This window comes from Stenotrophomonas sp. K-6, from assembly GCF_056861555.1.
On the sequence record NZ_JBSPUC010000005.1, the window covers coordinates 251,698 to 266,788 of the forward strand.

16 protein-coding genes are annotated in these 15,091 nt (G+C 67.9%); all 16 read left to right on the plus strand.

The features are described 5' to 3' along the window. Positions 1-118 precede the first annotated feature (118 nt). The 16 genes from gspE to AC13F7_RS16155 all read left to right on the plus strand — a co-directional run bounded on the left by gspE (position 119) and on the right by AC13F7_RS16155 (position 15,052). Positions 119-1,846: a type II secretion system ATPase GspE gene (gspE, locus tag AC13F7_RS16080; RefSeq protein ID WP_481468609.1), complete on the plus strand. Its 1,728-nt coding sequence runs from the start codon at positions 119-121 to the stop codon at positions 1,844-1,846. Positions 1,847-1,883: 37 nt separating this feature from the next. After that, complete coding sequence (gene xpsF / locus AC13F7_RS16085; RefSeq protein ID WP_483002082.1) at positions 1,884-3,104, plus strand: type II secretion system protein XpsF; 1,221 nt, start codon at positions 1,884-1,886, stop codon at positions 3,102-3,104. A 48-nt stretch (positions 3,105-3,152) separates the two neighbouring features. Next, positions 3,153-3,584: a type II secretion system major pseudopilin GspG gene (gene gspG, locus AC13F7_RS16090; protein ID WP_313209244.1), complete on the plus strand. Its 432-nt coding sequence runs from the start codon at positions 3,153-3,155 to the stop codon at positions 3,582-3,584. Between the two features lie 48 nt (positions 3,585-3,632). Beyond that, positions 3,633-4,094 (plus strand): type II secretion system protein XpsH, encoded by a 462-nt coding sequence (gene xpsH, locus AC13F7_RS16095; protein ID WP_483002084.1) that lies wholly within the window; start codon positions 3,633-3,635, stop codon positions 4,092-4,094. Then, entirely contained in the window at positions 4,091-4,507 is a 417-nt protein-coding gene (xpsI, locus tag AC13F7_RS16100; RefSeq protein ID WP_483002086.1) for a type II secretion system protein XpsI, read from the plus strand. The genes xpsH and xpsI overlap by 4 nt, the downstream gene beginning before the upstream one ends. Next, entirely contained in the window at positions 4,504-5,142 is a 639-nt protein-coding gene (locus AC13F7_RS16105; protein WP_483002088.1) for a type II secretion system protein J, read from the plus strand. Before xpsI ends, AC13F7_RS16105 begins: the two co-directional genes overlap by 4 nt. After that, positions 5,139-6,002, plus strand: a complete 864-nt coding sequence (locus AC13F7_RS16110; protein ID WP_483002090.1) for a type II secretion system minor pseudopilin — start codon at positions 5,139-5,141, stop codon at positions 6,000-6,002. Before AC13F7_RS16105 ends, AC13F7_RS16110 begins: the two co-directional genes overlap by 4 nt. Beyond that, positions 5,999-7,147, plus strand: coding sequence for a PilN domain-containing protein (locus AC13F7_RS16115; protein WP_483002092.1), 1,149 nt, complete (start codon positions 5,999-6,001; stop codon positions 7,145-7,147). The genes AC13F7_RS16110 and AC13F7_RS16115 overlap by 4 nt, the downstream gene beginning before the upstream one ends. Beyond that, entirely contained in the window at positions 7,122-7,865 is a 744-nt protein-coding gene (gene gspM, locus AC13F7_RS16120; protein ID WP_483002094.1) for a type II secretion system protein GspM, read from the plus strand. The genes AC13F7_RS16115 and gspM overlap by 26 nt, the downstream gene beginning before the upstream one ends. Continuing rightward, positions 7,855-8,646, plus strand: coding sequence for a hypothetical protein (locus AC13F7_RS16125; RefSeq protein ID WP_483002096.1), 792 nt, complete (start codon positions 7,855-7,857; stop codon positions 8,644-8,646). The genes gspM and AC13F7_RS16125 overlap by 11 nt, the downstream gene beginning before the upstream one ends. Positions 8,647-8,655: 9 nt before the next feature. Beyond that, a complete protein-coding gene (gene gspD / locus AC13F7_RS16130; RefSeq protein WP_483002098.1) occupies positions 8,656-10,857 on the plus strand; it encodes a type II secretion system secretin GspD in 2,202 nt (733 codons plus the stop codon). 112 nt (positions 10,858-10,969) lie between these two features. Further along, a complete protein-coding gene (locus AC13F7_RS16135; protein WP_483002100.1) occupies positions 10,970-11,836 on the plus strand; it encodes a glycosyltransferase family 2 protein in 867 nt (288 codons plus the stop codon). Next, entirely contained in the window at positions 11,833-12,669 is an 837-nt protein-coding gene (locus AC13F7_RS16140) for a glycosyltransferase family 2 protein (RefSeq protein ID WP_483002102.1), read from the plus strand. The genes AC13F7_RS16135 and AC13F7_RS16140 overlap by 4 nt, the downstream gene beginning before the upstream one ends. 111 nt (positions 12,670-12,780) lie before the next feature. Beyond that, on the plus strand, positions 12,781-13,959 hold the full coding sequence (gene pncB, locus AC13F7_RS16145) for a nicotinate phosphoribosyltransferase (RefSeq protein ID WP_483002104.1): 1,179 nt from the start codon (positions 12,781-12,783) through the stop codon (positions 13,957-13,959). Positions 13,960-14,192: 233 nt separating this feature from the next. Next, positions 14,193-14,651: a cellulose biosynthesis protein BcsD gene (gene bcsD, locus AC13F7_RS16150; RefSeq protein ID WP_483002106.1), complete on the plus strand. Its 459-nt coding sequence runs from the start codon at positions 14,193-14,195 to the stop codon at positions 14,649-14,651. 26 nt (positions 14,652-14,677) lie between these two features. Then, the gene (locus AC13F7_RS16155; protein ID WP_483002108.1) at positions 14,678-15,052 is read left to right on the plus strand and encodes a hypothetical protein; all 375 of its coding nucleotides are present in this window, start codon (positions 14,678-14,680) and stop codon (positions 15,050-15,052) included. Positions 15,053-15,091 lie beyond the last annotated feature (39 nt).

Here is a 15,091-nt window from a genome sequence, read left to right on the forward strand (position 1 = left end):
CACCCCGAACGGGAGTCCGTCATGTGACGGGCTCCCGTTTTTACATCTGGACGGCGTGCAATCCCGCGTAGGATCGCGGTGAACTGCTAAAGTCGCAGCGGTTGCCAGGAGAATGTTCTTGAACGCGGTTGCCCAGGATCCCACTGCAGCATCTACAGCTGAATCGCGCATCGTGGCGGTATTGCTGGAGAAAGGTCGGCTCAAGGACGGCGACCTGGCTCGCGCGCGCCCGCTGCACCGCGAATCCGGTGGCAGCCTGTTGGGTCTGCTGGTGCGCCTGGGCCTGGTCTCCGAACGCGATCACGCGCAGACCTGCGCCGAGGTCCTTGGCCTTCCCCTGCTTGATGCCAAAGCCGTGCCGGAAGCGCCGCCCGAAGCAGTGCTCGACGGTCTGCCGTTGACGCTGCGGTTCCTCAAACAATTCCATGCCTGTCCGCTGGCACTTCATGACGGCGTGCTCGACCTGTGGTTGTCCGATCCGCAGGACCCGTATGCGGCCGATGCGGTGCAGCTTGCGATGGGGCTGCCGGTACGCCTGTACGTGGGCCTGCGCTCGGAGATCGATGATGTGATCGAGCGCTGGTTCGGTCAGGGCCGCAGCGCAATGGGCGCGATCATCGAAACCGCCGACGGGGAAGGCGCCGCCGTTGACGACATCGAACACCTGCGTGATCTGGCCTCCGAAGCGCCGGTCATCCGCCTGGTCAATCTCATCATCCAGCGGGCGGTGGAACTGCGCGCCTCGGATATCCATATCGAGCCGTTCGAAAACCGCCTGAAGGTGCGTTACCGCGTGGACGGTGTGCTGATTGAGGGCGAAAGCCCGCCGGTCAATCTCACCGCCGCGGTGATCAGCCGCATCAAGATCATGGCGCGGCTCAACATCGCCGAACGTCGCCTGCCGCAGGATGGCCGCATCATGCTGCGCGTGCAGGGCAAGGAACTGGATCTGCGCGTGAGCAGTGTGCCGACCGCGCACGGCGAAAGCGTGGTGATGCGCCTGCTCGACCGCGATACGGTCGTGTTCGATTTCCACCGGCTGGGCTTTACCGATGCATTCCTGCCGCAGTTCCGCAAGGTGCTCGAGCAGCCGCACGGGATCCTGCTGGTCACCGGCCCGACCGGCTCGGGCAAGACCACCACGCTCTACACGGCACTGAGCCAGCTCAACACCGCTGACGTGAAGATCATCACCGTCGAAGATCCGGTCGAGTACCAGATCGAAGGCATCAACCAGATCCAGGCCAAGCCGCAGATCGGGCTGGATTTCGCCAATGCGCTGCGCAGCATCGTGCGCCAGGATCCGGACATCATCATGATCGGCGAAATGCGCGATCTGGAAACCGCGCGCATCGCGATCCAGTCCGCGCTCACCGGTCATCTGGTGCTCTCTACGCTGCACACCAACAACGCCGCTGGCGGCATTACCCGCCTGCTGGACATGGGTGTGGAAGATTATCTGCTGACGTCCACCATCAACGGCATCCTCGCCCAGCGCCTGGTGCGCCGCCTGGAGCCGCAGCACGCACAGCGCTATCCCGCCTCGCCGGAGGAGATCGAGAAGTTCGGCCTGCGCCGGCTGCAGCCGGAAGGCGAGATCTTCCTGTACCGCGCGCAGCCCTCGGCGATCGCGCCGACCGGGTATCTCGGCCGGACCACCATCGTCGAGTTCCTGGTGATGAACGATGCGCTGCGCAGTGCGGTGATGCGGCGGGCCGGGATGGGCGAGATCGAACAGATCGCGCGTGCGGCCGGCATGCGCACCATGTATGAGGATGGCCTGTCCAAAGCGCTGCAGGGCCACACCACGCTGGAAGAAGTACTGCGCGTGACGGAGGATTCCTGATGCGCGCGCGCGGTCGGCACCGGGTGGGCGGCTGAGCATGGCCCAGTACCGCTACAAGGCGCTCAACGCGCATGGCGAGTTGTTCGACGGGCACATGGAGGCGGCCAGCGAAGCCGAGGTGGCGGCGCGCCTGCAGGACCAGGGCCACATGCCGATGGAAGCGCGGTTGGCCAGCGAGGGCGTGGCCGGTGCCTCGTCCTGGGCGGCGCTGCTGCGCCGCAAACCGTTCGACGGCGGCGGGCTGGTGCAGTTCACCCAGCAGCTGGCGACGCTTCTCGGTGCCGGGCAGCCGCTGGACCGCGCGCTGAGCATCCTGCTGGAGCTGCCCGAAGACGAGCGCACGCGCCGGGTGGTCACCGACATCCGCGACATCGTGCGCGGCGGCGCGCCGCTTTCCACCGCGCTGGAACGCCAGCACGGGCTGTTCTCGCGGCTGTACATCAACATGGTGCGCGCTGGTGAAGCCGGGGGCAGCCTGCATGACACCCTGCAGCGATTGTCGGATTACCTGGAGCGCAGCGCAGAGTTGAAAGGGCGCGTCATCAATGCGCTGATCTACCCGGCGATCCTGCTGGCGGTGGTCGGCGGCGCGCTGTTGTTCCTGCTCGGCTACGTGGTGCCGCAGTTCGCGCTGATGTACGAAAGCCTGGATGTCGCCCTGCCGTGGTTCACCCAGTGGGTGCTTACCGCCGGCCTGGTCGTGCGCGAAGGCTGGATCATCATGATCGTGGTGCCGGCGGTGATCGCGCTGGTGGTGGAACGGCGGCTGCGGCAACCGGCCACGCGCCTGGCCATGGACGGCTGGCTGCTGCAGCGCAAGGGCATCGGCCCGCTGCTGGCCAAGCTGGAAACCGCGCGCCTGGCCCGTACCCTGGGCACCTTGCTGCGCAACGGCGTGCCGCTGCTGTCCGGCCTGGGCATCGCGCGCAATGTGCTCAGCAACCGCGCGCTGGCTGCGGATGTCGATGCCGCCAGTGACGAGGTCAAGAACGGCAACGGCCTGTCGGCGTCGTTGGCGCGCGGCAAGCGTTTCCCACGCCTGGCGCTGCAGATGATCCAGGTCGGCGAGGAATCCGGCGCGCTGGATACGATGCTGCTCAAGACCGCCGATACGTTCGAGCAGGAAAGCGCGCGGGCGATCGACCGGTTGCTGTCGGCGCTGGTGCCGGTGATCACCCTCGTGCTGGCCTCGGTGGTCGGCCTGGTGATCGTGGCCGTGCTGGTACCGCTGTACGACCTGACCAATGCCATCGGCTGACCGGCCGCTGGTGAGTACCCCAACGATTCGATGCAAGGAGCCTGCCATATGCAACGCCGTCGCCTGACCCGCTTTTCTTCCGCACGCCACCAGTCCGGCATGAGCCTGCTGGAAATCATCATCGTGATCGTGCTGATCGGCGCGGTGCTGACCCTGGTCGGCAGCCGTGTGCTCGGCGGTGCCGACCGCGGCAAGGCCAACATCGCCAAGGCGCAGGTGCAGACCATGGCCGGCAAGATCGACAACTATCAGCTGGACACCGGCAAGCTGCCGGCCAAGCTGGATGATCTGGTCACCCAGCCCAGCGGCAGCGCGGGCTGGCTCGGCCCGTACGCCAAGCCGGCCGACCTCAATGATCCCTGGGGCCACGCGCTGGAGTACCGCGTGCCCGGCGAAAGCCAGCCGTATGACCTGATCAGCCTGGGCAAGGACGGCAAGGTGGGTGGCAGCAGCTACGACGCGGACATCCGGTACGAGTAATCGGCATTGGGAGCGCTGTGGCCCGTGCCGAGCAGACCGCCGCATCGCGTGCCCACGGGCACCCATGCACGCGGTCTGTCGTTGCTGGAGATGCTGCTGGTGGTCGCCCTGATCGCCATCATCGGCGTGGTGACCGCCACCGCGATGAACGGCGGCATCGATGGCATGCGCCTGCGCAACACCGGCAAGGAAATCGCCACCCAGCTGCGCTACACGCGCACGCAGGCCATTGCTACCGGGCAGACGCAGCGCTTCGTGATCGACCCGCGTGCGCGGACGTGGCAGGCCGCCAATGGTCGCCACGGGCAGATTCCCGCCACGCTTGACGTCCAGTTCCGCGGTGCGAGCCAGCTCAGCACCGCGCCGGGGCAGGGCAGCATTGCCTTCTTCGCCGACGGCGCGGCCAGTGGCGGCAGCATTGACCTGAGCACGCGCGGTGCGGTGTGGGAGATCCACGTCGGCTGGATCACCGGTGAAGTCCGTGCCGGGCCGCGCCGGGAGGGCCGATGAGGCGTCAGCGTGGCTATTCGCTGCTGGAGGTGATCATCGCGTTCGCGCTGCTGGCGTTGGCGTTGACGCTGCTGCTGGGCAGTCTGTCCGGAGCCGCGCGTCAGGTCGGCCAGGCCGATGTGCGCAGCCGGGCCACGCTGTATGCGCAGTCGCTGCTGGCCAGTACCGGGGTGGAGACGCCGCTGCAGGAAGGCAGCACCCAGGGCGAGTGGGAGCAGGGCAAGTACCGCTGGCGATTGCAGGTGGAGCCTTACGCGGAGCCGCGTACCACCACCGCGCCGGTGACCACCGACGTTGGCGGCCCGATCCTGGCGCAGATCACGCTGCAGGTGCGCTGGGGCGAAGGCAATGGCGAGCAGCTGCAGTGGCGCAGCCTGCGCTTGTTGCCGCCGGTAGCGGGCGCACCGCGATGACGCTGCGCCCACGCCGCGCCGGCGGCTTCACGCTGATCGAGATCCTGCTGGCGACCGCGCTGCTGGTCGGCGGGCTGGCACTGGCCTTCGCCACCGTGCGCTCGGCGATGGCGATCAGCCAGCGCGGCGAGCGCATGGCTGCCCAGAACGAACGCATGCGCGCGGTCGAGGGCTTCCTGCGCCGTCGCCTGTCCACCGCATTGGTCATCGCCACCTCCCCCCCCGATCCCACCCGCGACCCGGTGTATTTCGTCGGCGAGCCGCAGCGGATGCTGTTCGTCTCCGATCTGCCGGGGTACCTGGGCCGCGGGGGGCCCTATGCGCATGAGCTGCAGGTCCGTCGCGCGGGTGGGGAAGAACAGTTGGAGGTGGAACTGACCCTGCTGCAGAACGGTGACGCAATTGAAGAAGACCCGCCGCGACCGCCGGAGATGCTGGCCGACCAACTGCGCGAGGTGCGCTTCCGCTATCGCGGCACCGATCCGCGCACGGGCCAGTTGACCGACTGGCTGGACCGCTGGGATGACACCCGCCGACTGCCACTGCTGGTCTCGATCGAGATCATCCCGCTGCAGGGGCCAGCATGGCCGCCGATGATCGCGGCATTGCCGCCGCCGCGCGGAGATCGCCCATGAGGCGCGCGCGCGGTGCGGCGCTGGTGCTGGTGCTATGGTTGATCGCTCTGCTCACGGCGGTGATCGGTGCATTCGCGCTGAGCGCGCGCGTGGAGCACATGCAGCAGCGGGTGATCGGCGACGATGCCATCGGCCAGGAGTACGCGCGCGCGGGCCTGGAGTACGCCCTGCATCGTCTGCAGCCGCGCGCCAGCCAGCCGGCCTGGGTGGCCGACGGCCGCCGCTACCGTTGGACCTTCGATGACCGCCGGATCGATCTGGCGATCCTCGATGAGAACGGCAAAGTGAATCTGAACCTGGCCGATGCCAACTTCCTCACTGCGTTCCTGCGCGCGATGGGGGAAGAGCCTGGGCACGCCCAGCAGCTGGCCGGCGCCATCGTCGACTGGCGCGACGCCGACAGCCTCAAACAGCCCGGGGGGGGCGCCGAGACGCCCGATTACATCGCCGCTGGCCTGCCGTATGGCGCACGCAACGCGCGCTTTGAGACGGTCGGCGAGCTGCAGCGCGTGCTCGGCATGGAGGCCGAGCTGTATGCGCGGATCGAGCCGATGCTGACCCTGTACAGCCGCCAGGCGCGGCCCGACCCGCGCTTTGCCGCCGGACCGGTGTTGACCGCGCTGGGGCTGGATGCGGAGCGTCTGCTGGCCGAGCGCGAGCGTGCGGCGACCGCAGATGACGCGGGATTACCGGTCGCACCGCTTGCAGGTGGTAGCGGCACCTATAGTATCGAGAGTCGCGCCACGGACGAACGCGGCCGGATATCGGTACTGCGCGCCGTGGTGAGGATGGGCTCGGCAGGCACGCCGGGAACGGCATACACAGTACTTCGCTGGGAACAGGGAATGGCAGCAAGATGACGGCATGGCGTGACAGTCTGGTGCGGGCCCGCGGGCGTTTGTCGCCTGGCGTGGGCAGCAGCCTGCGCTGGTGGCGGCAATCCTTGCTGGCCTGGCTGCCGGTGCGTTGGCAATGGGCGATGGGCTGGTCCCGCTCACGGCTGCTGCTCAAGCGCGAGGGTGAGGTGCTGCACGTTCAGCGCCAGACCGGCGAACAGCTCGAGGCGATTGCCGAACTGCCGTGGCCGGTGTCGCCGGCCGCGCTGGACAAGCTGTTGGATGCACGTCTGCGCAGCCTGCCGCGGCATTGGCTGCTGCCTGCCGGCAGCGTGTTGCGTCGCCCGCTGCGGTTGCCGGCGGCGGCGGCCGAGCGACTGCGCGATGTGGTCGGCTTCGAAATCGATCGGCAAACCCCGTTCGATGCCAGCCAGGTCAGCTATGACGTGCGTGATCTGGGCGCGTTGCCGGATGGCCAGCTGCAGGTGGAACTGGTGGTGATCCCCCGCCAGCAACTGGAGCACTGGGCGCAGCAGGCCGGGCCATGGGCCCAGGCCGTGGCCGGCGTGGATGCCGTCGACGCCGAGGGCCAGCCGCTGGACGTCAATCTGCTGCCGGTCGCACAGCGTCAGCCGTATCGCGATCCCATGGCACGCTGGAACTGGATCCTGGCGATCAGCGCGGTGGTGTTGCTCGCGCTGGCCGGGCATCAGGTGCTTGAGAATCGGCAGGCGGCAGCGGATGCGCTGCGCGAGCAGGTCGATGCCGCCGCGCGTGACGCCCGCCAGGTCGCCGCCGAGCGGCAACAGCTTCAGAGCCTGGTGGAGGGCGCCGCATTCCTGGAGGGCAAGCGCGCCGAGCATGCCAGCACGGTGGAGATCTGGAACGAACTCACCCGCCTGTTGCCCGATGGCACCTATCTGGAAAAAATGTCGATCGAAGGCAATACGCTGCAGCTGATCGGGCTCAGCCGCGAAGCCTCGCAACTGGTGCCGTTGCTGCAGGACTCGCCGCTGTGGCGCAAGGTCAACCTGACCGGCGTGCTGCAGGCTGATGGGGCAACCAGCGGCCGCGACCGGTTCACGCTGACGGCCGAACTGCAGCCGCTGCCCGGCGCGACGCCGCCTGCGAAGGAGGTTGCCGATGGCAGCACAGCCGACACGCCGTGATCGCTGGCTGGCGCTGGGTCTGCTGCTGGCGGTGATCGCCGTGGCCTACCTGCTGCTGGTGCATCCGTGGTTGACCCGTCCACTGCTGGCGATCAACGCCGACATCGCCGCCGTGCAGGAACGCCAGCAGCGCGTAGAGGCGCAATTGGCGCAGCGCGGCCAGATCGCCACCCGACTGGGCGAGGTCCAGACCGCGCTCGAGGGCCGCCCCGGCTTCCTGCGCGAGGCCACCGCCGAATCTGCCGCCGCGGCGCTGTCCAGCCGCCTGCAGGATGCCGTGGCGTCGGCCAGCCCGGGCAACCGCAGCTGCACGATCAGCAACCGCACCCCGCTGCCCGATGCCAGCCGCGAACCAGCGTTCCCGCGCGTGGCGCTGCAGGTGCGGCTGCGCTGCGGTGTGCCGGAGATGGCCGCGGTGCTGCACACGCTGGAGACCGGCACGCCGCGCTTGTTCGTGGACAACCTCAATCTGCTGGCGCAGCGCTTCCAGCAATCGCCGAGTGAAACCGGCACCGGGCTGGACGTGTCGTTCGAACTGGTCGGCTATCTGCGCCCGGGCGCCGCGCTGGAGCCCGGTGCGGCGGTGCCCCCCGCTCTTCCGCTGCCGGCGGGACAGGACGCTGGTCAGAACGGCGACCCAGGTGAGGCCGCGCCTATCGATGCAGCAGAACCCGCGCCGGCACCGGACGCGGCCGAGGAGGTCGAGCATGAAGCTTGAGGCAGCCGGCCTGCGCACCTGGTGGCTGGGGGGCATCGCGCTGTGGGCGCTGGCGATCTGGATCGCGACGCTGTTCGGGCTGGGCGGCCGCATCGCGCTGGCGACCGATGGCGATATCGGCTCCGCGCCGTTGCCCGGCCTGGCGCCTGCCGCGCCGGAGCGCATGGCCTCGGCCAGTACCTACGCACAGATCGGCGCGCGGCCGCTGTTCGCCGAAGACCGCCAACCGCGTCCGTATCTGCTCGGCGGCACCGAACAGGGCACCGCCAGCAGCGTATCGCTGACCGGCGTGCTGCTCACGTCTGAGTTCGCCATGGCGATCCTGACCACCGACCAGCGCCAGTCGCTGCGGCTGCGCTTGAACGGTGAGGCGGTGAACGGCTGGCAACTGCTCGCGCTGGAACCGCGCCGCGCCACCGTCAGTGGCCCAGGCGGGACCCAGACACTGGAACTGCAGGTGTTCAACGGGCAGGGTGGCGAACCGCCCACCGTGCTGGGCACTACGCAGCTCACGACGGTTCCGCCTGCCGGCGCTGCTGCGCGGCCGAACAATGGCGTGGTGGCACCGATGCCGGCGCCGCAGCTGCCGAATGCAACGGCTGCGCCGCCGTCCGGCACATCGTTGAACGCGGCCGCCCCCGCACAGAACGCGCAGGGGCCCAGCGAGGACCAGATGAAGGCGATCCGCGAGCGCATCCAGGCGCGCCGCCAGCAATTGCAGCAGCAACAGCAACAGCAGTCGCAGCAACCGCCCGCGGGCGGCTCCGGCCACAACCCTTAGAGTGACAGCATGACCCTGCGCCTTTTCCCCGTGTCTTTCCTCGTCGCCCTGTTGGTGGGCTGCACCACCGTGCCCGCGCCGGAGGTACGCCGCGATGCGGTGCTCGACAGTCATCAGGTGGTCGCCGGTGATGGGTCCCGCGATGGGGTCGATGCCGAACCGTTGGCCGGCACCGGCGCCCCACAAGCCGTGATCCGCCGTGGCACCGGCACCATGATCAACCGCAGCGCCGCCGCCGCGCCGCAGCCCTCGCTGGGCAATGCCTCCACCGGCAACGCCACCTTCAATTTCGAAGGCGAATCGGTGCATGCGGTGGTCAAGGCGATCCTGGGCGATTTCCTCGGGCAGAACTACGTGATCGCGCCGGGCGTGCAGGGCACCGTGACCCTGGCCACACCCAAGCCGGTGTCCTCTGCGCAGGCCTTGAACCTGCTGGAAATGGTGCTGGGCTGGAACAACGCGCGCATGGTCTACAGCGCGGGCCGCTACAACATCGTGGCCGCCGATCAGGCGCTGGCCGGCACGGTCTCGCCGAGCACCGCTTCGCCGGCCAATGCGCGCGGCTTCGAAGTGCGCGTGGTACCGCTGCAGTACATCTCGGCCACCGAGATGAAGAAAGTGCTGGAGCCGTACGCGCGCCCGAACGCCATCGTCAACGTCGACAACGGCCGCAACGTGATCACCCTTGGCGGCACCCGCAGCGAACTGGAGAACTACCTGCGCACTGTCGAGATATTTGACGTGGACTGGCTCTCGGGCATGTCCGTGGGCGTGTTCCCGATCCAGTCGGGCAAGGCCGAGCAGGTGGCCGCCGATCTGGAGAAGGTGTTCGGCGAGGAGAGCAAGACCCCCAGTGCCGGCATGTTCCGCTTCCTGCCGCTGGAGAATGCCAACGCGGTACTGGTGATCACCCCGCAGGCGCGTTACCTCGACCAGATCCAGCAGTGGCTGGACCGCATCGATACCGCCGGTGGCAATGCGCGGCTGTTCTCCTACGAGCTGCGCTACGTCAAGGCCAAGGACCTGGCCGAGCGCTTGGCCGAAGCATTCGCCAACGAGAATGGCCGCAGCGGTCGCGGCAGCAGCTCGCTGGCGCCGGGCGCGTCGCCGATGGACCTCGGCAGCCGCGATGGCAACAGCAACAACAACAGCAATTTCTCCAACACCGGCAGCAGCAACGGCAGCAACCGCGGTGGGTTGGGCGATGGCACGATGAACCTGCCGCAGCGTCAGTCCGGCAACGCCAGTTTCAGCCTGGAAGTGCAGGGCGATACCGTCGGCGTTTCGGCGGTGGAGGAAACCAACACTTTGCTGGTGCGCTCCACCCCGCAGGCCTGGCGCTCGATCCGCGAAGTGATCGAAAAGCTCGACGTAATGCCGATGCAGGTCCACATCGAAGCGCAGGTGGCCGAGGTCGCGCTGACCGGCGATCTCAGCTATGGCGTGAACTGGTTCTTCGAGCAGGCGGTGGCCACCGGCAAGACCGAGAGCGGCATCGACCTGCCCAGCGCGCTTGGCCGCTCGATCTGGGGCAGCATCTCCGGCACGGTCGGCGATGGTGGCGTGGGCTGGACCTTCCTCGGCAAGAACGCCGCTGCGGTGGTCAGCGCGCTGGACAAGGTCAGCAACCTGCGCCTGCTGCAGACCCCGTCGTTGTTCGTGCGTAACAACGCCGAAGCCACCCTCAACGTCGGTACCCAGATTCCGATCAACTCGGTCTCGGTCAACACCGGCGTCGGCGGCGACAACACCTACAGCCAGGTCCAGTACCTGGATACCGGCGTGATCCTCAAGGTGCGGCCGCGCATCACCCGCGATGGCGTGGTGTTCCTGGACATCGTCCAGGAGGTCAGTTCGGCCGGGGCGATTCCGAGCGGCTGCGACCCGACCCGCACCACCTGCAACCCGCCGATCAATACCCGCAAGATTTCCACCGAAGCGGCGGTGCAGAGCGGTGACACCATCATGTTGGCCGGGCTGATCACCAACTCCGACGACGATGGCGCCAGCGGTGTTCCCGGGCTCAGCAGGATTCCGGTGATCGGTGCGCTGTTCGGCAGCAAGACCAAGCGCTCGGAACGCTCCGAAGTGATCGTGCTGCTCACCCCGACCATCGTGCGCAATGCGCAGGAGTCGCGGAACCTGACCGACGAATACAGCAGCCGGTTCCGTGCGATGGAGCCGTTCCCCGAGCCCAAGGCCAAGCGCTGAGCGATGCCAGGCCCGCGCTGTCACCGCGGGGGCCGATCTTGTTACGCTGGCCGCGCCCAGGGGAGCCCGCGATGAGACAGCGACACGGCCAAGACGACACGCAGAGGTCCGCATGAGCACGGTCATCCTGCTGCCGATCGGGGTCGACGATGCCGCGCTGGACCGCTGCCTGGCCGCGCTCGATGCCGGCACCACGCCGGGAACGGCGATCTGGCTGGCCGACGATGGCCAGGCCGGGCCGCGTGCCCAGGCCGTGATCGAGCACTGGCTCGCACAGACCCCACTGCAGGCCGAGTACACCCGCCGCGCCCGGGCGATCGGCGAAGTCGCGCATCTGGATGAAATGCTTGCAGCGTGTACCGGCGCCGACGTCGTGGTGCTTGCCCCGGATGCGATCCCCGCACCGGGCTGGTTGCAGCAGCTGGAGGCCTGCCTGGCCCGCGATGCCTCGATCGGCTCGGCCACCCCGTGGTGCAATGCTGGTGAGACGGCCGCCTGGCCGCGCCTGGGCGAGATCAATCCGCTGCCCGACGACCTTGATCTGGCCCCGCTGGCACAGGCCTGCGCGGTGATGCCGCCGTTGCATCCCGAACTGCCCTCGGCGGTGACCCATGCGGTGCTGTTGCGCGGCAATGCCCGGCGCAAGGCCGGCGGGCTGGACATGCACAGCTACGCGTCGTGGAATGCGGCGCTGATCGACCTCAGCCTGCGCATGGCCGGGCTCGGTTGGCGCAACGCGCTGTGCGAGACCGCCTTCGTCGCCCGCGTGGCTGAAGGCGTGACCGGCGAGGGTGACATGGAGGCGTTGGCGACGCGCTGGCCGGCCTGGCCCCCGCGCTTGGCGGGTTTCCTGATGGCCGATCCACTGCAGCAGGCGCGCCACGACCTGCAGCAGCATCACCGGCAGGCGATAATGCCCAGGGCGCAGGGCGATCTGTTCGCGCCGCCTGTCATTGCCGCCCCGGAGTCGCCCGTTTGAGCCCTGCCATCGCCGCCATCATCGTCAGCTACCAGAGCGCCAGCACGCTGGACGCCTGCCTGCTGCGCCTGCGCGAGGCGCGCGACATCGCCGAGATCCGGGTGGTCGACAACGACTCCACCGACGGCACCCTGGAGATCGTGCAGCGCCATGCCAGCGCCGATCCGCGGGTGCGCTTCATCGCCAACCCGGACAACCCCGGCTTCGCTGCGGCCAACAACCAGGGCGTGGCCGACAGCCAGGCGCCGTGGCTGGCCTTCATCAACCCGGACCTGATGGTTGGCCCCGAGACCCTGGCCCTGCTGCGCGAACGCGCGCTGCCGCTCGGCGACTGCCTGCTGGGGGTCGAGCAGGTGGATGAGGATGGCCGGCCAGACGATGCGGTGCGCCGCCGCGATCCGGACTTCGCCGCGATGCTGCGCAACCCGGGCCAGGGCGGCAAGCTGGCCATCCCGGCCGACCGCAGCCAGCCGCTGCAGAGCGTGCCGGCCCTGTCCGGTGCGCTGCTGCTGATGCCGCGCGCCCTGTTCGACCGGATCGGTGGCTGGGATGCCGGCTATCGCCTGCACGCCGAGGATCTGGACCTGTGCCGCCGTGCGCGCGAGGCCGGCGCAGTCATCGCGATCGCCAACGACCTGCAGGTCACCCACGTGCGCGGTGTCTCCAGCCGCTCGCGGCCGTTCTTCGTGGAATGGCACAAGCATCGCGGTCTGTGGCGTTACTTCCGGAAGTTCGAGGCCCCGCAACGTGCCTTTCCGGTGCGCTGCGCGGTGTGGGGGGCGATCTGGGCGCATGCCCTGGTGCAGGTGCCGCGCCTGCTGCGTCGCCGGTAAGTGCCTCGACGCCGATTCTCCCGCGGCGGCCAACAGACGCCGTGAACGCTCACTGCCTGCGCAGGTGCGCGACGTTGGTCGGTACACGACGTCAGGCGCATAATCGTCGGCATGATCATCCAGTCCCTGCTCGACACCGACCTGTACAAGTTCACCATGATGCAGGCGGTGCTGCATCAGTACCCCGGCGCGCAGGTGCAGTACCGGTTCAAGTGCCGGACCCCGGGCATCGACCTGGCGCAGTTCATCGACCAGATCAACGCTGAGATCGATCACCTGTGCAGCCTGCGCTTCAGTGCCGAAGAGCTGGACTACGTGCGCGGCCTGCGCTTCGTCAAACCGGACTTCGCCGATTTCCTCGGTCTGTTCCACCTGGACCGCAAGTACATCGCGCTGCGCCCCTCGACCACCGTGCCCGGTGAGGTCGATCTGGACATCACAGGGCCGTGGCTGCACACCATCCTGTTCGAAGTGCCGCTGCTGGCGATCATCAACGAAGTCTGGTTCCGCAACACCACCGACTCGGATTTCAGCGAGGGCGAGCGCCGCCTGCAGGCCAAGACCGCGCTGCTGCGCGATACCCCTGGCTTCGAGCTGTGCCGGATCGCCGACTACGGCAGCCGCCGCCGGTATTCGCGCGAGTGGCATGGGCGGATGCTGCCGATGCTGCGCGATGCGCTGGGTGCGCAGTTCGTGGGCACCAGCAACGTGCACTTCGCCCGGCTGTACGGCATGACCCCGCACGGCACGATGGCCCATGAGTACCTGCAGGCGTTCCAGGCGCTGGGGCCCCGGCTGCGCGATTCGCAGGTGGCCGCGCTTGAATCCTGGGCGCGCGAGTACCGCGGCGATCTGGGCATCGCGCTGTCGGATGTGGTTGGGTTGGAGGCCTTCCTGCGCGACTTCGACATGTACTTCTGCAAGCTGTTCGATGGTGTCCGCCACGATTCCGGTGATCCCTTCAGCTGGGGCGACCGCATGCTGGCGCACTTCGAAAGCCGCCGGGTGGATCCACGCAGCAAGGTGCTGGTCTTCAGTGACGGGCTGAACATCGAAAAGGTGATGCAGCTGTTCGATTACTTCCGCGGCCGCTGCCAGGTGGCCTTCGGGGTCGGCACGCACCTGACCAATGATCTGGGCCCGACCCCGCTCAACATCGTCATCAAGATGGTCCGCTGCAACGGCCAGCCGGTCGCCAAACTGAGTGATTCACCCGGCAAGAGCATGTGCGACGACCCGGGCTATCTGGCGTATCTGCGCCAGGTCTTCGAGCTGCCCGCCGAGGGCTGAGCAGTGCACCGGCGCGGCAATGGCTGCCGCCGGACACCCGTCAACCCCGATTCCGTTCAGCCCGGCCGGGACAGGTGACGCTGCGCGTCAGGAAGCGACGCGGCGCGCTCGCTATGCAGGAAAGCCAGATGTGCCACAATAATATGAGGCGCAGTTCACACTTTTGACCGACATCGATGCCGGTAATTGTCCCGTATAACGCCTCCGCATCGTGGTTCGTCTAGGCTTCCCGGATGAATTCATCAGCACCACTCGATTACTACCGCACCCATGCCTGCTCCCGGCAGTGGCGCGGCTTCCTGCTGGCGCTCTGCGAAGAGTTCGACAGTGCGTTGCCCGATGCCGAACTTGCGCGGTTGATGGCGCGGATTGGTGAGCGCTTCGGCCGTGCCCATGCGCTGCCGGCGGTAGCGACCCTGGAGGAACTGCAGGGTGCCGCCAACGCGGTCTGGTCCTCTGCCGAGTGGGGGCAGGTGGCGTTTGAGGAATTGCCAGAACAGGTTCACATTCACCATGCCGCCTCGCCGTTGTCGGCGTTACTCGGCGGCCGCGTCGGGTGGGATACTGGTTTTCTGGAAGGTGTGTACCGGCAATGGTTCCGTGCCGCCGGGATGGTATCGGTACTGGATGTCCGGTACCTGCAGAGCGACACCCCGGATGTAGCGACCTACACGCTGTCGCGTGTGTTCTGAATCTCTCTCCCCTTTTCGATGGTGCCATGAGCAAGCTTCTGAAACCTGCCGATACGGAGAGCCACGACGACGACGTGGCTGGCCTGTTCAACCGCCTCGGCGGACGCGATGACACGCGCGCCTACCAGGATTTTTCCCACAGCCAGACCCGGGTCAGTGCGCCGGCACGACCGCGCGCCGAGGTGCCGCCGATTCCGGCTGCCACCCTGACGCCGGTGGTCAGCGCCGCACCGGTGTTCGCGCCGGTCGAGACCACCGCGGTCGAAACACCGGTCGTGGCCACACCGTCCCAGAGCACACCGGCCCAGAGCACACCGCTTGAGCAGCTGTTCCAGCGTCTGGCCGGCGCCCGCAGTGCTTCGCCGGGGCACAGTCCGCTGAGCCGGCTGCGCGGGGCGTGAAACGTAGCCGGTGATCGTTCGCCGCGCCCTTCAGGGTGG